Source organism: Chryseobacterium sp. JAH (genome assembly GCF_001507335.1).
Lineage (GTDB): Bacteria > Bacteroidota > Bacteroidia > Flavobacteriales > Weeksellaceae > Chryseobacterium.
In genome coordinates this window covers 428,734-446,754 of sequence record NZ_LMAH01000003.1, presented here as the reverse complement: position 1 = coordinate 446,754, position 18,021 = coordinate 428,734, and the positions used below count along the sequence as shown (strand labels likewise).

Below are 18,021 nucleotides of genomic sequence, written 5' to 3'. Positions count from 1 at the left end.
TTTGTGTTTTATTTAAAGTTGAATTTTACAGCGAGCATTACCTGACTTGGTCTTAGTAGCATTGTCGTCTGACTGATTGAAGCATCACCTACGTCTACTCTTTCAAAAACTTTTCTGTTGGCAATATTCATCCATTTCAATTCAAAATCAACCTTTTTACTAGCCCAGCTGTATTGGTAAGATAAATCAAAGAAACCATTCTTGTATTCTTCATTTGCTTGGCTCGAATTGATTTGATCCCAGTAGAATCCTACTGTATGATTTTCTAAAGGATAAAAGAATACATTTAAATTATGCGTATAACCTTCAGCTTTCCCTAAGTCCCCCTGTAATATTCCGTTAGTTCTGTTACTCCACGTTTTAGAGAAATTGAAATCAACACTCATCCATGAGAAATAAGTATTGTTAAATTTAAATCCTAATGCATTCGACAGATTCTTATTATCTAAAAGATCATTATTTCTTATAGACTGAGATATTGTTGTTGACTGATTAAATGTAACAGATGTATTTGTTTTAAATTTTGGAAAATACTTTCCAACTTCACCATACAAAGTATTTGTTTCTCTTTTGTTTTCTCTTTCAATATATTCAATAACACTGAATCCTGAAGCATTTACTGAACTTGAAGCCAATAGGTTATTTTTTGCATCACTTAATCTGTATCCTGCGTTAAAGAATAAGTTATTAAGTGGGTTTCTATATTCCAATCTACCGCCTAAGCTCTTTGTAGTAGTTTGAGGAATTGGGTTTGAAGCGTTCATTACATTGAAACCTCCAGGACTCGTTAAGATATATCCTGCATACGCAGTTTGAATATCTCCAAAGTTATTGCTGATATTACCGTTAACACTTGCTTTAAAGAAAGAAGCGAAAGAATACTGAGCAAATAAATTAGGTGTAAAAGTCGTTCTGCTCAAAGTTTTATTAACATTTCTGAAAGGATCTTCAGCTTTTATATTATTAAAATTTACCGGTAAACTAGAAAATACACTCCATGCATCAGATTTATAGTTGATCCCCACCGAAGCAAAAGGCTTAAACTCTGTGAATTTTAAGCTGTTTTCGTACAACGAACTTCCAAAATCCGGAGTTGATCCTGTAGTAACACCATTAAAGTCTGTTGTCAGGTTATCTGTTGAAAAATCTACTCCAACTTCTGGCGTGAAAGTCCACCCTTTTGCTGTAAAACTAATATTTGCGGAATGAGACGTATCTAAAGTTTTCATTCTGTAAGTCTGAAAAGCAACACTACCCGGAGCAAAAGGAATCGTCGTAAGCGGTCCCGCAGGTGTTGCTCTGAAAGGTATTTGCAGATAATTGGCAGGAGTGATCTGCAATGTTTGATAGTCATCCTGATAGTTTATATAAGATTTTAAATTAACCATCTTTTCTTTCCACGGAATAATCGTACTCAGTGAGTTTTGGAAAGAAGATGTTGGTGACTGAACAGCCTCACTACCAAATCTGTTACCCGCAATATTGTCATATCTGTTTGCATCAGATCGGTCTGCATTCCAAAATTGTGAGAAAGTCGTCACGTTTTTGAAAAATCCTTTTTTAGCATTTTTGGTGAAGATTAATTCTCCTTTTAATTTGTCTGTGTAAAAATTGTTCAAAAAGCTATATCCATAAGACGTATTCTGCTGGAAATCATTAACATTTGTGGTCGACTCTCTTTCCACAGCATTATTTGTATAGTTAGCGTTAACTTTTAATTCCCATTCTTTCTTTTTGTCAATATTGGTTAAATAGTTCGCAGAAACATAATGTACACTGTTAAACAAATACCTTTTTACCGGAAGATTGGGCACACTCGCATTTTCTACGCTTAACCAGTTATTCTGTGAAGCATTTCCTCTTCTACCTTCCCAGCTGCTTCCGAAACCGATGATATTTCCTTCGTTTTCTACCTGCTCACCTACATTATTGGTTTTATAATTGACTACCCATTGGCTTTTCTGACCAAAAAACATAGGTGTTAGTTTCACATTCCAAAGCCAAGGATCTCCGAAACCGGTTCCCACTTCGCCTCGACCTGTCATCGTTACAGAGTTTTTAAGCTTAATGTTGATTGCCGCTGCATCTGAAGGAATTTTTCCCTGAAGCATTTTTACGGGTTGGTGATTCTCCAAAACTTCAACTTTTTGTACAGCATCTTTTGGAAGCGAGTTGTTGATGGTTCCGTATCCTCCTTCCATCAAATCTTTTCCGTTGACGTAAAATTTGTTGATGGCATTTCCCTGATAAAGAATAGAACCGTCTGCGTTCACCTCAATTCCAGGAATTTTCTTCATTACATCGGCCAATGTACGGTCGTTTTTGCTGTCGAATGCTTTCAGATCGTAAGCGATCGTATCTCCTCTGGAGGTAATCATCTTGGTTTTGAGCTGAACTTCTTTAATTTCTGTAGCTTCAGACTGCATCTTGAATGTCAACGTCTGATCACTATTTGGGATTTGTTTGGTTAAAGGTTTTTGGTTAAAAGCTTTTACTTTCAAATCTACATTGGATTCTGAAGAAGTGAACGTTACCTTATATTCTCCTTTAGAATTGGTAATTCCGTATGCAAGAATGGCATCTTTGCCAGGTTCTTCTACCGTTACACTGGCACTCGGGATTGCCACACCGTCTTCATCTGTAATTTTCCCTGACACTGTTTTCTGTGCGAAAGCAATGACTGAGAAAAACACCATAAGAAATAAGGAGATTTTTCTGTTCATAATTGATTATTTGAGTAATTAGTTATTAGGTTTGTTTTTTTGTTACACATTATAGAGATATAATTTTGAGACAAAGGTTAAATCTCTTTTTTATAACTACAAAAATAGTGATAAATATAGCTTAATAAAATCCTTTTCCAATTTTTTCTTGATTTATTCTTAATCTTTACGTAAAATTCACTTCCTTTTATTTTAAATCAAAAAAAAAATGATGAAGGTCATAGATTAAAAAGAATAGTAATTCAATTTTCATATCTATTTATTTAATAATTTTGTAACATAAAATTTATAATAATGGGGGTTATTCTAAAACCTATAGATATTGTTGATGATATTACTCAGGAAGAGTTTCGCGAGAAGTATCTGATCCCAAGAAGACCGGTAGTGATTAAAAATATGGCCAAAAAATGGCCGGCCTATCAAAAATGGACGATGGATTATGTGAAGGAAGTGGTAGGAGATGTGACGGTTCCCCTTTATGACAGCGCAAAAGCTGATCCTTCAGCTCCTATCAATACGCCAACTACTGAAATGAAGTTTGCCGATTATATCGATTTGATCCAAAGAGAACCTACCGATTTGAGGATTTTCTTTTTTGATCCTATCAAACGTGCGAATAAATTATTGGAGGATTACATCTCTCCATCAGATTTGATGGGCGGATTTTTAGATAAATACCCTTCAATGTTTTTTGGAGGTAAAGGTTCTGTAACATTCTTACATTACGATATTGATTTAGCGCATATCTTCCACACGCATTTCAACGGAAGAAAACATGTCTTGCTTTTTGAATACAAATGGAAAGACAGATTGTACAAACTTCCTTATGCCACCTATGCTTTGGAGGATTTTGATATTTCCAATCCTGATTTTGAAAAATTCCCTGCGTTGGACGGTGTAGAAGGAATTGAATGTTTTCTGGAGCATGGTGACACTTTGTTTATGCCAACCGGTTGGTGGCACTGGATGAAGTATTTGGATGGAAGTTTCTCACTTTCGCTTCGCGCATGGGATAAATCCTGGGCTGTGAAAGCTAATTCACTATGGAACCTTACCGTACAGAGAAATTTTGATAATATCATGAAAGGTCAGTTCAAAAAGAAATATATGGACTGGAAGGAGAAAAAAGCTGTTGAAAGAGCCAATTATGCTTTGAAAAAAGGATTACCTAAAAGATAAAAAGAAAAGACGTTTCTGCCGAAACGTCTTTTCTTTTTAGTTTTCTAAAACTCTGTAAACAGGATAAACTCTATGCGAATTTCTCTCATAATAAGGAGAATGTCTGTAAATCCAATCCAATTGTACCTTTCCATCATCAGCAAATTTTTTATCGGAAGATTTTTTTTCTTCAAAAAGTTTATTTAGCTGAGCATTATCCTTTAACAATTGTGCGGCTGTATCTTCAAAAATGTAAGCAGAATAATATTCTTTCTGAGCCAATATCGAATCGAAGAAATTCCAATTGAAAAATGAATCAATGGCTTCCGGCTCGAGAGTTTCAATGATATACTTCACACCTGGCTGATTGGTAGAAACCAAGTAATCTCCCTTCAGAAACTGAATCGAATTCATTGACTTGGTTACTTTGGTATCATAATGCAGATAATGACCTTCGTAGGGACTTTTTACCGTTTTGAAATCATCAATTGTGTAATATTCTACAGATAAAACATCATCTTTTTTAATAACTTCCATCTGAATTCCATTCCTCTTAAGATTCTCAATCACTTCATACTGCGCCTGAGGAATAATATACTGTTTCGGGATCGTTATATACCCTGTAGGATTTGCAGTTGTAAATAATTTTATTCTTTTGGTAAAAGGTTTTTTCCGGTCATAATACAGCCTCGGTTTACCTGAAACATCGCTGGGTTTATAAGCGCCCTCAAAGCCTTTAAAATCCATTGTAGAAAATTTTGTAGAGTCTATTTTCCAGCGAATTCCATACTTTTTTCCTGCTTGATACTGTTCCAGATTTTCAAGACGAATTTTTTTTATTTTTTTGTACTCTTTATCTATATTCTGAAGATTGACAAGCATATATTTGTACGTCGCGTCTACCCTTTTATCATAAGGTTTCAACATGTGTGTTTCAGGCATTGTTCCCATTGCATTAAACAAAGAAGCATATCCTGTAGAATATCTCGGCGAATCTTCAAAAGCCGCAAAACCGATTTCCGGAACATCCCCGTGAATATTGACATACGGTGTACTTTCATACCCTATTTGCTTTAGGTTTTCCAGATTTTTAGATTGAAAATGATTATAGAAATACTCGCCCAAACGATTTCCTAACCGTTCTTTGAATGTTGAAATATAAGTAAAAGTATACTGATAGTCAGCTCCGTTGCTTACGTGATTATCGATAAAAACATCAGGTTTGAGCCATTGATAGATCTCCTGAAAGCTTTTTGCATTTTTAGAATCTGCTTTAATGAAATCTCTGTTCAAATCATAATTTCTCGAATTTCCTCTGAAACCATATTCTTCGGGACCATTCTGATTGGCTCTGGAAAATGAACCACGATTCAACATTCCGCTTACATTATAAGCTGAAATAGCAGCGATGATGAAGTTCTCAGGAGTTTTGATTTTTTTTGTTGCCAAATCTCTCAGCATTATCATGGTAGCATCAATTCCGTCCGGTTCGCCAGGATGAATTCCGTTGTTGATAAAGAGAATGACTTTTTCTTTCCTTAATTGCTCTAAATCTTTTTCAGGAAAAGGATTGTAAACAACCACATAGATCGGTTTACCATTATCATCTTCTCCTTTTTTCAGATATTGAATCGTATTGAAGTTTTTTGCTAAATTCTGATAATAGGAATTCATTTCATCATAGCTAACAGTCTGATTTCCATTTCCTTTTTCAAATGGTGTCTCAAAAGTATTCTGCGCAAAAAATAAAGAACTTAGAAAGAACAGGAGATAGTTAAGTTTCATTGGGGTGATATTTCAAGCTTTAAAATTACTGAAATAAATTTTTGAAGGGTATTTGATTGTTTTGCAAAGCCGCACATTTTTTTCGCTTCTGCGTAATACAAGATTCAAATCTTGCTTCATTTATCAGGTTATCTATTCCTAATTTTCTGATCATTTTAGATGTATTCTCTTTACAGCTGAATAATAACATTATACAGTTGATCAGCAGTTCTTATTCAGCAATATATTTTTTATCTACAAAATCCGTCAGCCAAACTTGATTATCAGAAAAATAAAATTCTATTCCGTCTTCAAACATGGCTTGTGTTTTAATAGTTAGAATTATTGGTTTTCCGTGGCGCATTCCGACGTTGGTTGCGGTTTCTTTATCCTGACTTAAATGAACGTGCTGTCTGTTTCTTTTTTCGATTCCGTTTTCTAAAATAGATTTGATGTTGTTTTCAGCCGTTCCGTGGTATAAAAATTCCGGTGGTTGCTGTGGAATTAAAGCCAGATTAATATCAATCGAATGTCCCTGACTGGCTCTGATTCTTGTTTTATCTTCATTAAAAGCAAAGCGCTTTTTTTCGTTAGTTTGTACGATTTCATCCAATTCTTCAAAGGTAAAGTCCTCATAAGAATCTCTTTTTGATTTTGTGATTAATTCAGCAACATCTGCCCATCCGTTTTCATCCAAATTTAAATTGATGAGTTCGGGATGATGCCTGAGAACGTAGCTCAGGAATTTGCTGGTTTTTTTCTTTTGCTGTTCGTTCATGGTCTGTGTTTTAATTCATTAATTTCTGTTCTAATTTATTACATAAGTTTTCAATATCCTCTTTCCTCACCAACTCTGTAATCCATTCCTCAGGAATATTTTCAAAACCATAATAAATTCCCGCAATTCCACCTGTGATAGCTCCGGTTGTGTCGGTGTCTTCTCCTAAATTGACTGCTTTTAAGACCGCTTCGGAATAACTTTCTGAGTTTAGAAAACACCATAATGAAGCTTCTAAACTGTGAAGAACGTAGCCTGAAGAACTTATTTCTTCTTCCTGCAAAGTATGCAAATGATCCAAATCATATTCGCCGACTTTTAATTCTAAAATTCGATAGAATTTATCCATTTCATTTTGAGAACAAATCGGATTCTGATCCAAAAAGTTTCGCACTTTTCCCTGCATTGTTTTATATGCGTCCCATTTATCTTTTCCTGTCAGAATTTCCAAACCCAATTCTAAGTAAATAAAACAAGCTAAAACAGAACGAATGTGACCATGTGTAATGCTCGAAACATCTTTTACTTTATCAAAACGTTTTTCAATAGGAAAATCTTTAATATAAAATAATAATGGCAAAATTCTCATTAAAGAACCATTCCCGTTATCAAACTCACTTGTTCCACCACATAAAGTAGGAGAAGTTCCTTTGCTAATCCTATGAATCGCTTGTGAAGTTGCTATTCCAATATCGAAAACTCTTCCGTGAGGAGTCCAGGCTTCTGCATTATACCATTGCAAAAACTTTAAAGCGATATCTTCTAAATAATATCCTTTGCAAAGACTATCCGCAAGACACAACATTAAAGAACTATCATCACTCCAGGTTCCCGCAGGTTGATGATGTGTTCCAAAAGCTCTCATTGTTGTAATTGGTGAGCGTTTTAATTGGTCTCGACTTTGGAATTCCACTGGAACGCCCAAAGCATCGCCAATGCAAACCCCAAAAATTCCGGCTTTTACAATATTTTCCATTAGGCTAGATTTACTAATTTATCAAACAATAGTTTCATTCCTTGTGTTGCGGTTTCTTTCATGACAACAGCTCTTTGTCCGTATCCGAAGCCTGTTTCGTTGGGATTGATGACAATTAACAAACAATTATCTTTGATGTCATGAAGCAATCCTGCAGCCGGATAGACCTGCAAAGAAGTTCCGATTACCAAAAAAATATCGGCTTCTTTTGCTTTTTCCGTGGCTTCATTCATCAACGGAACTTCTTCCCCGAACCAAACAATAAAAGGTCGTAATTGTGCTCCGTCTTCGGCTTTGTCACCGATTTTGATATCTTCTTTTTGTTCGTAAATCAAACTTTTATTATTGCACGAACAAGATTTAAACAATTCTCCGTGAAGATGAATGATATTTTCTGAACCCGCTCTTTCGTGTAAATCATCGATGTTTTGAGTGATGATTTGAACGTCAAAATATTTTTCTAAATCGGCAATTAATTTGTGAGCATCATTGGGTTCTACTTCATGAAGCTGGCGGCGTCTTTGGTTGTAAAATTCAAGAACCAATTCTCTGTCTTTTCTCCATCCTTCCGGACTTGCCACATCTGTTATATTATGATTTTCCCAAAGACCATCTCCGTCTCTGAATGTTTTTATTCCGCTTTCGGCGCTGATTCCGGCACCGGTTAATATGGTTAGTTTTTTCATTTGTTTTTATTCATAATTTCATTGTATTTAAAATCTTTAAGAGGATTGTATATATCTATATCTTCTCCGCTATCACTGACTGTTATTATTGAGTCAGCGTAAAAAATATATTCTTTTTCACTTTTTTGTAAGACATTAATAAATGATTTAGCTTCCTTATTATTAAATAGATACAAAGTATTTTCTTTTACACAGTATTTTTCTCTGAAAGCTAAAATGAACTCTTTTATACTCAAGCTATCAATATCATGATTGTAGAAAATATAATAAATCTCATGCAGGACATTAGTTGTATGATCCAGAATATCAAATTGAAATTTACTAATATCATATTTCAATTTTCTTTTTGTTTCATTAATAAGTTTAAAATCCAATTTAAAATTTGATGGAAATACTTCATAAAATTTCACATCCATATCTTTATAAAGTCCATAAAAAGACTCCTTAATTATTTCTGGTGTTTTAATTCCAAAATAAATTCCTGTAATGGCAGAAGGATGAAATTTTTTTACTCCATACTTATCAAAAATTAATCTTATTTCTTCTTCATGTTTCCAAGTCGATTTTTTTGTAGCGAACATCTTTCTAATAAAGTTGATATTCCTTTCAATAATATCATTAATTTTTAAAGTAGGTATATCATCTTTATAATCTACTTCAAATTGATATTGAAAATCAAAGTTCTGCCCTTTATCAACTAATTTTTCTAAATCATACTCAATACAATAGCCTGAATAGGAGCTTGCATAATAAGCCCAAAGCTGTTCATTTAAAAAGTGTTTACTTAAACAATAAATACCTGCCTCTTCTTTAGAATTTAAAACCGATTTAAATTGTTTTTCAAAATTTGATGAATCATTGCTTGGAAACACTTTGTTTAAAATCTTAATTAAAGGCGATATTTGTTCACCAAAATAAATATCAAATGGATCATTAAGTGTTGTATAATTAGGAGAATAAAAAGTATTGCTGGCTAGTGTTTTAAAATCTCTTTTAAAAATATCTTCTTCAATGGATCTATACTTGTAAGCTTTCATAAGATTATTTTGGTTTTTTATACTAATTTATATTTCTTCGAACGGCTGTATCATTTCCTCTTTCTTCGAAAGAATCGCAAAAACCACCCTTTTAAATTTATTTTTATATTTTCCGTGAAGATATTTTTTAAATAATTCCGCAATTTCTTTCGGATCATTTTTAAAAACACCACATCCCCAAGCTCCTAAAATCAATGTTTCGTTTCCTTGGTGTAGAGCTAAAGCCAGCATCTTATCCATTCTCATATCCATTGCCCCGAAAATCTCACCAACTCTTTCCGGTTCTTGTTGCTTTACAACTCCAGCATTTACCGCTGGAGAAGTAATGAAATTGCACAGAATAGGTTTTAGCAACAATTCACCTTTATCTTTTCTGAAAACCGGAACTTTCGGGCTGTAGATCATCATATCTGTGTAAAAACAAGACTTCATTGCACGATGAGTTTTATAATAATTGTCTGCCTGAAGCTGTGTTTCATATAACGCAGAGGTTCGTGCCAGACTTTCTTCCTGTGCTTCTGCTCCATTGATAAAACCTCCGCCCGGATTTTTTGCTGATGCAAAGTTCAGACACATCAGCTTTTCCTGATTTTCTTCTTCGGCTAATTGTAAAATTGCTTTTAAAGAACTGCATTTCCAAACCTCAAATCGAGTTTCGAAATTTGTTTTGGGGAGTTCTTTTTTTGTCATTTCCGAAAGTTCTTCTGGTGAAAACAAAATGGTTCCTTTTGTAGAAATTTCCAGTTCGTTTTCTATGTTTATTTTTTCGTTGTGTTCGTTTATATAATATTTCTTGGCTAAGATGTCTAATGTATCTTTTGCCATTCCTTTGTTTGTCATCGTTAGTTTTTTTATTTTTAATAGTAAATTTTCTATGTCATTATTTGCAGGCTTTTTGAAATCTTTCCCTATAAATACTTTTGTCACTTCAATATTTCCAACAATTGCTTGATTGAATTTTTCTAATTCTTCTGATGGAACCCACAATTCATTGTGGTTTTTAGCTCCGACATTTTGGGCAGGATATTTATTTACTTCATCTTCCAAGACTTCAAATTGGGTTACAAACCCGAGATAATTTCCTGCTTCATCTCTTGTATTCCATTTTTCTGCAATTTCAGAAGCATAATCTTCATTTAAAACAGGATAAAAAATCGGCTGCCATTCTAATCTTGGCGGAAATTTTTTGGAATTGCTTTCTATAATTAAAATAATTTCCTTTTCTCCGACAGGTCTGTAAAGTGTTGTTGTTTTCATTTGTGTTTAATCATTTATAAGTTTTGGCTAAAGCCGTTGAAATTTATTCATTATAAAAATGGGCTTCCATCGATAAGTTCAGGATGACATGCTCATTGCTATCGATTTAATGATATGTAAATTTATTCTCTTTTAAAATTACCAATATTTCTCATCAATCAATTCTTTTAAAATCCTTTGAATAAGGAGAATATGATCCATAAACCTCATCAAATTTCACCTTAAGATTTTCTAATTTAAATGTTTCATCCAGTTGATCCATACAGGTTACTACCAGATTTTTCTGTTGAGCAACCACGTAAGCTTCATCTAATTTCAGAGCATAATTTAACAAGTCATAATCCAAATCTCCAAAACGAAGATCCTTTTGAAATTCATTAAAAGTACAGGTTTCTTCCTGATTATTTTTCAGGTTTATCGATTTTTCATTACTCATCCACCCGCTTCCGTGACGGGTTGAGTAACTTCTTGTTACGTAAAACATTTCGATGTCTTCAACTTGTAATTTCCGACAGATTTCATACGCGTTTTTTGAAGTGGTATTCGCATACGTCACATTCGGAAAAACGCCATGATCCATATCCAATAAAATTCCCTGACTTCCTTCAAAAATAAGATTGTTAAATGAGTTTAGATAATTGTAACCTTCAATTTTCCAATCAATTTTATCAACAGCTTCTAAAAAATCCTGTAAAGCATTTTCAATTTCTACTCCTCCTTCAAAACCGTAATAATTGGCAATGCCTTTTAATTTTTCAATTAACATTGATTTTGGAGCAATTAAATCAGCAGCAAATAGTTTAAACGGACTTTCATTTCTTTTCATCGTGGCTCCTACTCCTTTTCCACAAGTGCCATGTTCTAAGTTTCTAACATTTTTTCTATTGCTAAAAACATCAAAAGGTGTTGTAACCTTTGCCAGCGGATGAATATGTAGTTCAACATTTCCATTTTTCTTTTTTAATTCCTGGCTTTCATTAAATAAAAAAGTCGGGTGAATTGTGCAGTGTTCCGTAAAATATGACGGCAAACCACGCAGCGCTCCACTTGCAAAACTGGAATGAATGTGCTTTTTGTAATCAATCATCACCGTATGCGCCGCCTGTTGTCCTCCGGAAAAACGAATAACTACAGACTCAGGATGTTGCTGAGCCAGAAAATCTGTAGTGATTCCTTTTCCTTCATCACCAAAACCTAAGCCTATAATTATTTGTGCTGTTTTCATTTTTTAGAACATTTGAATATTACCAATACCACCTAAATCTTTAGTTTTAAACTGATTTTCACTAATTCTGCTGCAGACAATCTCCTTAATCACTTTTGGAACATCTCTGTAATCTTCAATTGACAAACAGTTTTGTCCTAAAAGATCTTTCCATACTTTATCCGCTCTCATCGCACCATCTGAATGCAAAACACTGATGTGGAAAACTTCATATTTTTTTTGAGCCTCTTTCAACAATTCGGTATGCGTAAAGGTTTGCTGACCCGTTCCCATAATTTCTCTGATCGCAGAAGCAGGAAGTGTTTTCAGGCAAGGTTCATCGCCTACCGTGAACAACAATCCTTTTTGATTTCTCTTTTCAAAAGCATCGGTTCTGGTATGAAAAGCGGCAAAATACCAAGCCAGTAAATAACTTTCTCCGGCATTTCCACCACCTCCGGATTCAATATAAGTTCTGGTCAACCACATATCCAATTCTTCATCTCCGGATTCAAACTGACCGACCTGTAAAGGATAACCATCACATTCATGATCTCCGATTCCTAAGAATAAAAGTGCAGGATCAGGAACACCGCCCTGAATAATTCCGCCCATTAATTTTGGTAGCCCTTCTTTGATCAATTCATGAGGAATATGTCCCATACTTCCGGTGACGTCCAATCCTAAAATAATCGGAACAGAATTCGGATGAACTGCAGAATCTCTCGATTCTCTGAAAGAAATGCCTTTAGGATTCATTGATTCGTGTGCCATTCTTTTTGCATTCTGCGTGAAAATCTCACTTGCAGATTTTGATGCATACCCTTCTTTTCTTGCTCTGTCATAACGAGCGTCCATATCGTATCTTGTACTTCCCATAACTAAAATTTTTTGCCAAATAAATACTCAAATCTTTTTCTGGAAACTTCAAGCTGAATATTTAAATTTCTGATTGTTAATGATAATTCTATGTCTTTCTGAACGAATGCTTCCGGCTGAAAATCAGCAAATGTCAAGCTGTTTTTGTCTAAAGGACTAATATCGATTAAACCTTCCTGCTCTCTTTCAAGTCTTTTGATTTTCAGTTCGATATCTTCTACTCTCCGCCTGTAAATCAACTCTGAATCTTCCCCGATGGTTCGGGCACGATCTTCTCTTATCTGGTCATTATTTCTTTGTAATGATTCGATAAATCTGGGTTTTAAGTCTTCTTCCATGTTTTTAAATCTTTATTTGTGTTAATATTACACTAATTAAAAACTGCATAGTTTTGCCTTAATTCTTTGCGAATTATTCTATTCCTTTAATAAATCTCTTACTTCCATTAAAGCAAATCCTAACAGATTTTCACCATTCCAAAGAGATGGATCTTGTGCTTTTGAATCTGTTTTCAGCATTCCAATTCCCCAAATTGTATCGTACGGACTTGCTTCTACCAATATTTTATCGTTTGTTGAAAGTAAAAACTCTTTAAACGCTTCATTCTGTGAAAACTTTAAAAAATTTGCTCGCTTAACGATGTCATATTTTTGTTCGTCCCAAATTTTAGGATCAAAGTTTTTTACCTTTCTTCCCAAACTTTTCGCCTGATTTGGAGAGTCTGATTTTAAAATTTCCTCTAAAGTTTCATTATCATTAAAAAGTCTCGCTTTCCCAGCCATCATATAATATTCGGCAGTTGGATAATTTACTCCACTTTCTTCGAATTGTAAAGGAAACCATTGACTGAAACAAGCTTTTGTAATCTCCTCTTTTACTGTATGTCCCCAGAAAAATAAGAATTCTATGTTTTCTTTTTTCTGAAATTTCTCTATTGTATTTTGTAATGTGTATTTCGTGATTGCGTTATTGTTACACAAATATAAGAAGGTTTGATTTTATTGACCAAATTTGTTTGTGTTTATTTTACGCTAATTAATTTAAGTAATTGATTTTCAACAATAAAAATTTATTTTATAAAACACGAATCACACAAATATTTTTCACGAATGGTACAAATGATTATTATTCATTTAAGTTTTGGCTAAAGCCGATGGAATGCTTATTTATTAAAAAAACGGGCTAAAGCCCGTTCCTATTGATGTATATAACCTGTATTTTTTAAAATTTTCTCCTATCTTACATTAAAATATTAGTGGAAATTAGTGCAAAACATTTGTGACATTTGTGTTTAGATCTTATTTAATTTCGAAATAAAAACCTTCTTCCTCAAGCGCTTTATATTTCTCCTGATTGAAAGTAAATAATTTTCCTGGTCTGCCACTTCCTTCTTTTTTAAATTGAGAAGTTTCGTTGAGCAATCCATAACTCATGATTTTTTTTCTGAAATTTCGGCGGTCGATTTCTTTTCCGATAATCGTTTTGTAGAGATTCTCCAATTCAGAAAACACAAACTCATCATTCAAAAGATTAAAACCAATCGGTTGATATTGAATTTTTGTACGAAGTCTTTTTAATGCAATGTCAATAATGGTCTGATGATCAAAAGCTAACTTCGGAAGCTCATTGACACTGAACCATTGTGCATCTTCCGCATCTGAATCTGCGAACAACTCATGATATGAAGGATTGACCAAGCCCAAATAAGCAATGGAAACCACACGATTTCTCGGGTCACGACCTACATTGCCAAATGTGTAGAGTTGCTCTAAAAAATCAGGCTTTATACCTGCTTCTTCGTGTAGTTCTCTTTTTACAGCTTCATCCAGATTTTCGTCATCCAAAACCAAACCACCAGGTAGCGCCCAACCACCTTTGAATGGTTCAATATTTCTCTTGATTAAAAGAAGTTGTAAATCTTTTTTATCAAAATATCCGAAAATAACGGCATCGACAGCGACTTTGATATCCTGTAGTTTTTTTGGAGAATCCATAATTTAATTTGCGTTATGAGTACACAAAGCTACAATTAATACTCATAAATATCAGGATTAAAATAATAATTTTTTGAATCTTATTTTTTATTAAATTTATAAGCAACTTAAAACTAAACAATTATGAAAAAATTAATTTTTGCAGCCTGTACTGCACTTTTGTTTGTCGCTTGCGATAAAGTGAAAATGGATGTAAAAACAGGTTCAGATGCAACCGAATCTACAGAAAAAGAAGAATGGAAACCTGTAGATTCTGCAACCGCCACCAAAGCATGGATGGAATTTGCCACACCTGGAGAAATGCAGAAAATGCTGGCAAAATCTGACGGCGTTTGGTCTGGAGAAAATACGATGTGGATGGAAAACGGTGGAAAACCCATGACCAGCACTTCCACTACAACCAATAAAATGATCTTTGACGGACGTTATCAAACCAGCGAACACAAAGGAGATTTTATGGGAATGCCTTTCGAAGGAATGAGTATTACAGGGTATGACAATTCTAAGAAGAAGTTCGTCAGCACATGGATCGACAATATGGGAACCGGAGTGATGAACATGGAGGGCGAATGGAATGCTTCCAAAAAATCCATCGAGTTTAAAGGAAAAATGACAGACCCATCAAGACCCGGAAAAGATTGCGACGTGAGGGAAGTCTATACTTTTGTGGATGACACCCATCAAACACTCGAAATGTACGGCCCTGATTCTAAAACAGGCAAGGAGTATAAGACCATGGAGATAAAATATACTAAAAAATAAACAGCAAACCGTTTCAGTTGAAACGGTTTTTTTTACATTCAAAATTCTTAGAAAACATTTAATGAAACAATTTCTTTTAATTTTAATCGTCTTACAAATTGGTTGCAAAGATGAAAAATCTTTTGCGGATGATATTGTTTTGAGCTTTCCGAAGGATGAGAAAATGAGTATCGAAGAATTCAATTCAGATAGTCTTGATTTCGGAAGTAATCTTATTTACAAAGGTTTTTCAAAAGATACTATTCAAGTAAAATATTATCAAGACATCAACTGGATACCAGCACCACCCGCTGTCGGTGAAAAAGAGCAGTCAAGTTTTATTCTTGATCAATCACTTCTGCCTTATTTTCATAGACAACCTTTTCAAGGAATTTCTTCAGAAAATGTAAAAATAACTGATGATTTAAACTCAGAAAACATTGAAATTATTGTCAAAGAAAAAGATACCATTCCTCTTTCCAAATTAAGAAATGACAAAGTGGTTAGTTTTAAATCGTATCCAGTCTTCATAAAAAATATTTCTGCAAAACCACTGAAAATTAATACTGATTACTTGGCATATTTTAGTCCCTTCGTGAAAAATAAGAATGATAAATGGCAGAAGGCTTTAAACACGCGATATGTAGTTAATGAATGTATTCCGCCGGCATACCCCACTTTTTTCATTTTGGAACCTAAGGAATTATTTATCATGGCAATTCCATACTTTGCAGGAAAAGAGAAAAAAGAATTTAAAATTAAAATTGATAGTGCAACATCAAAAATTTACAAATCATCAATAACCGAATACATAATCAATACTCAAAGAAGAGAAATATTCGAATAAAAAAATCCGCAGAAAATTTCTGCGGATTTATATTTAAAAACCATCAATGATGGTTAATCATTCAGCTTCAAAACAGCCATAAACGCTGATTGCGGCACCTCTACTCTACCAATCTGCTTCATTTTCTTCTTCCCTTCTTTCTGCTTTTCAAGTAACTTTCTCTTTCTTGAAATATCACCACCGTAACATTTTGCGGTAACGTCTTTTCTCAAAGCTTTAATGGTTTCTCTTGCGATAACTTTAGCTCCCAAAGCGGCCTGAACAGCGATATCAAACTGCTGTCTCGGGATTAGCTCACGTAGTTTCTCACACATTTTTTTACCGATGTAATATGCATTCGAATCGTGGATCAATGAAGATAAAGCATCTACCATATCGCCATTGATCAGGATATCCATTTTTACCAACTTAGAAGAACGCATTCCGATTGGTGAATAATCGAATGATGCATATCCTTTAGAAATAGATTTCAGACGGTCATAAAAGTCGAAAACAACCTCAGCCAAGGGCATATTGAAGGTCAGTTCCACTCGGTCTGCTGTCAGATAACTTTGGTTAACGATCTCACCTCTTTTCTCGATACAAAGCGTCATTACAGGACCTACGAAATCAGATTTTGTAATGATCGAAGCTTTAATGTACGGCTCTTCCACTCTGTCTAAAAGATTAGGATCAATCATTTCAGACGGGTTGTTAATCAAAATGGTTGTTTCAGGATCTTTCTTGGAGTATCCGTGGTAAGATACGTTGGGAACCGTCGTGATCACGTTCATATCAAATTCTCTTTCCAGCCTTTCCTGAACGATTTCCATGTGAAGCATACCTAAGAATCCGCAACGGAAACCAAAACCAAGTGCTGCAGAACTTTCAGGTTCGAAAACCAGAGAAGCGTCATTCAGTCTTAATTTTTCCAGTGAAAATCTCAATTCTTCAAAATCTTCAGATTCAATCGGATAAATTCCGGCAAAAACCATTGGTTTTACTTCCTCAAAACCGTCAATAGGAGCTTCTGCAGGATTCACAAAAGAAGTGATTGTATCTCCCACTTTTACCTCACGGGCATCTTTAATTCCGGAAATAATATATCCTACATCGCCACATTCAATTGTTTTCTTCGGAACCTGTTTCAGTTTCAAAGTTCCCACCTCATCAGCACCGTATTCTTTTCCTGTAGCGAAAAATTTGATCTTCTCGTTTTTAGAAATACTTCCGTTCACCACTTTGAAATAAGCCTCAATTCCTCTGAAGGGATTGTAAACTGAGTCAAAAATCAATGCCTGAAGCGGTGCTTCAGGATCTCCCACAGGAGCAGGAATTCTTGCAACGATCTGCTCTAACAAATCGCGAACCCCTTCACCGGTTTTTCCAGAAACACGAAGAACATCTTCATATTTACAACCGATCAGTCCCATAATTTCGTCGGTAACTTCCTCAGGATTCGCAGACGGAAGGTCAATTTTATTTAGAATCGGGATAATTTCCAGATCGTTTTCTAAAGCAAGATACAGATTACTAATCGTCTGTGCCTGAATACTTTGTGCAGCATCAACGATCAGAAGCGCACCTTCACAAGCCGCAATCGAACGGGAAACTTCGTAAGAAAAATCTACGTGCCCCGGTGTATCGATAAGGTTTAAAATATATTTTTCGCCATTAAGCTCATAATCCATCTGGATGGCGTGAGATTTTATCGTGATCCCACGTTCTTTTTCCAGATCCATATCATCAAGCGTCTGAGATTGTAATTCTCTCTGAGTCACTGTGTTCGTGTACTCCAAAAGACGGTCTGCCAAAGTAGATTTACCGTGGTCAATATGGGCGATTATGCAAAAATTTCGTATGTTTTTCATTTAAGAACTATGTAATTTGCAAAGATAATAAAATGCAGGATAATTCCTCAGTCTTAATGATGTACCGCAGAAAATAAATTTCTTCACTACAACACGCATAATTTTCAGGAGTTTATTGACCACTCTG

General features: G+C 34.6%; 16 protein-coding genes. 3 read left to right on the top strand and 13 right to left on the bottom strand.

Features of this window, described 5'->3' with window-relative positions; all coding sequences use genetic code 11:
- Positions 1–8: 8 nt before the first annotated feature.
- Positions 9–2,723 (bottom strand): Plug and carboxypeptidase regulatory-like domain-containing protein, encoded by a 2,715-nt coding sequence (locus AR685_RS09250; RefSeq protein WP_059124369.1) that lies wholly within the window; start codon positions 2,721–2,723, stop codon positions 9–11.
- Positions 2,724–3,017: 294 nt separating this feature from the next.
- Here AR685_RS09250 and AR685_RS09245 point away from each other — a divergent pair, with 294 nt between their 5' ends.
- Complete coding sequence (locus AR685_RS09245) at positions 3,018–3,902, top strand: cupin-like domain-containing protein (RefSeq protein WP_047443379.1); 885 nt, start codon at positions 3,018–3,020, stop codon at positions 3,900–3,902.
- A 36-nt stretch (positions 3,903–3,938) separates the two neighbouring features.
- Here the strand turns inward: AR685_RS09245 and AR685_RS09240 are convergent, their stop codons facing one another.
- From AR685_RS09240 to AR685_RS09185, 11 genes are all read right to left on the bottom strand, one after another.
- Positions 3,939–5,666, bottom strand: coding sequence for a hypothetical protein (locus tag AR685_RS09240; RefSeq protein ID WP_047443378.1), 1,728 nt, complete (start codon positions 5,664–5,666; stop codon positions 3,939–3,941).
- Between the two features lie 211 nt (positions 5,667–5,877).
- A complete protein-coding gene (locus tag AR685_RS09235) occupies positions 5,878–6,423 on the bottom strand; it encodes an RNA 2'-phosphotransferase (RefSeq protein ID WP_047443377.1) in 546 nt (181 codons plus the stop codon).
- Positions 6,424–6,433: 10 nt separating this feature from the next.
- Positions 6,434–7,399: an ADP-ribosylglycohydrolase family protein gene (locus AR685_RS09230; protein ID WP_059124368.1), complete on the bottom strand. Its 966-nt coding sequence runs from the start codon at positions 7,397–7,399 to the stop codon at positions 6,434–6,436.
- On the bottom strand, positions 7,399–8,085 hold the full coding sequence (locus AR685_RS09225; protein ID WP_059124367.1) for an SIR2 family NAD-dependent protein deacylase: 687 nt from the start codon (positions 8,083–8,085) through the stop codon (positions 7,399–7,401). The genes AR685_RS09230 and AR685_RS09225 overlap by 1 nt, the downstream gene beginning before the upstream one ends.
- Positions 8,082–9,122, bottom strand: a complete 1,041-nt coding sequence (locus AR685_RS09220; protein ID WP_059124366.1) for a DUF2971 domain-containing protein — start codon at positions 9,120–9,122, stop codon at positions 8,082–8,084. The genes AR685_RS09225 and AR685_RS09220 overlap by 4 nt, the downstream gene beginning before the upstream one ends.
- A 27-nt stretch (positions 9,123–9,149) precedes the next feature.
- Positions 9,150–10,379 carry a TIGR02452 family protein gene (locus AR685_RS09215; protein ID WP_228376419.1) on the bottom strand — a complete coding sequence of 410 codons (1,230 nt, stop codon included), beginning with the start codon at positions 10,377–10,379 and terminating at the stop codon, positions 9,150–9,152.
- A 154-nt stretch (positions 10,380–10,533) separates the two neighbouring features.
- A complete protein-coding gene (locus AR685_RS09205; protein ID WP_059124365.1) occupies positions 10,534–11,604 on the bottom strand; it encodes an adenylosuccinate synthetase in 1,071 nt (356 codons plus the stop codon).
- Between the two features lie 3 nt (positions 11,605–11,607).
- Positions 11,608–12,462, bottom strand: coding sequence for a hypothetical protein (locus tag AR685_RS09200; RefSeq protein WP_059124364.1), 855 nt, complete (start codon positions 12,460–12,462; stop codon positions 11,608–11,610).
- Positions 12,463–12,464: 2 nt separating this feature from the next.
- On the bottom strand, positions 12,465–12,800 hold the full coding sequence (locus AR685_RS09195; RefSeq protein WP_059124363.1) for a hypothetical protein: 336 nt from the start codon (positions 12,798–12,800) through the stop codon (positions 12,465–12,467).
- 78 nt (positions 12,801–12,878) lie between these two features.
- The gene (locus AR685_RS09190; RefSeq protein WP_228376418.1) at positions 12,879–13,442 is read right to left on the bottom strand and encodes an NADAR family protein; all 564 of its coding nucleotides are present in this window, start codon (positions 13,440–13,442) and stop codon (positions 12,879–12,881) included.
- A gap of 318 nt (positions 13,443–13,760) precedes the next feature.
- Positions 13,761–14,456: an NUDIX hydrolase gene (locus tag AR685_RS09185; RefSeq protein WP_059124362.1), complete on the bottom strand. Its 696-nt coding sequence runs from the start codon at positions 14,454–14,456 to the stop codon at positions 13,761–13,763.
- A gap of 123 nt (positions 14,457–14,579) precedes the next feature.
- Here AR685_RS09185 and AR685_RS09180 point away from each other — a divergent pair, with 123 nt between their 5' ends.
- Positions 14,580–15,218 (top strand): DUF1579 domain-containing protein, encoded by a 639-nt coding sequence (locus AR685_RS09180; protein WP_059124361.1) that lies wholly within the window; start codon positions 14,580–14,582, stop codon positions 15,216–15,218.
- A gap of 61 nt (positions 15,219–15,279) precedes the next feature.
- Positions 15,280–16,044 (top strand): hypothetical protein, encoded by a 765-nt coding sequence (locus tag AR685_RS09175; protein WP_059124360.1) that lies wholly within the window; start codon positions 15,280–15,282, stop codon positions 16,042–16,044.
- A gap of 53 nt (positions 16,045–16,097) precedes the next feature.
- Here AR685_RS09175 and lepA read toward each other — a convergent pair whose 3' ends face one another.
- Positions 16,098–17,894, bottom strand: a complete 1,797-nt coding sequence (gene lepA / locus AR685_RS09170; RefSeq protein WP_047443366.1) for a translation elongation factor 4 — start codon at positions 17,892–17,894, stop codon at positions 16,098–16,100.
- Positions 17,895–18,021: the final 127 nt, after the last annotated feature.

Excerpts from the sequence above, each read along its gene's own strand:
- AR685_RS09200 (WP_059124364.1), bottom strand. The coding sequence starts at position 12,462 with ATGGGAAGTACAAGATACGATATGGACGCTCGTTATGACAGAGCAAGA.
- AR685_RS09250 (WP_059124369.1), bottom strand. The coding sequence starts at position 2,723 with ATGAACAGAAAAATCTCCTTATTTCTTATGGTGTTTTTCTCAGTCATT.
- AR685_RS09175 (WP_059124360.1), top strand. The coding sequence starts at position 15,280 with ATGAAACAATTTCTTTTAATTTTAATCGTCTTACAAATTGGTTGCAAA.
- AR685_RS09225 (WP_059124367.1), bottom strand. The coding sequence starts at position 8,085 with ATGAAAAAACTAACCATATTAACCGGTGCCGGAATCAGCGCCGAAAGC.
- AR685_RS09205 (WP_059124365.1), bottom strand. The coding sequence starts at position 11,604 with ATGAAAACAGCACAAATAATTATAGGCTTAGGTTTTGGTGATGAAGGA.
- AR685_RS09240 (WP_047443378.1), bottom strand. The coding sequence starts at position 5,666 with ATGAAACTTAACTATCTCCTGTTCTTTCTAAGTTCTTTATTTTTTGCG.
- lepA (WP_047443366.1), bottom strand. The coding sequence starts at position 17,894 with ATGAAAAACATACGAAATTTTTGCATAATCGCCCATATTGACCACGGT.
- AR685_RS09235 (WP_047443377.1), bottom strand. The coding sequence starts at position 6,423 with ATGAACGAACAGCAAAAGAAAAAAACCAGCAAATTCCTGAGCTACGTT.
- AR685_RS09185 (WP_059124362.1), bottom strand. The coding sequence starts at position 14,456 with ATGGATTCTCCAAAAAAACTACAGGATATCAAAGTCGCTGTCGATGCC.
- AR685_RS09215 (WP_228376419.1), bottom strand. The coding sequence starts at position 10,379 with ATGAAAACAACAACACTTTACAGACCTGTCGGAGAAAAGGAAATTATT.
- AR685_RS09230 (WP_059124368.1), bottom strand. The coding sequence starts at position 7,399 with ATGGAAAATATTGTAAAAGCCGGAATTTTTGGGGTTTGCATTGGCGAT.
- AR685_RS09180 (WP_059124361.1), top strand. The coding sequence starts at position 14,580 with ATGAAAAAATTAATTTTTGCAGCCTGTACTGCACTTTTGTTTGTCGCT.
- AR685_RS09195 (WP_059124363.1), bottom strand. The coding sequence starts at position 12,800 with ATGGAAGAAGACTTAAAACCCAGATTTATCGAATCATTACAAAGAAAT.
- AR685_RS09220 (WP_059124366.1), bottom strand. The coding sequence starts at position 9,122 with ATGAAAGCTTACAAGTATAGATCCATTGAAGAAGATATTTTTAAAAGA.
- AR685_RS09245 (WP_047443379.1), top strand. The coding sequence starts at position 3,018 with ATGGGGGTTATTCTAAAACCTATAGATATTGTTGATGATATTACTCAG.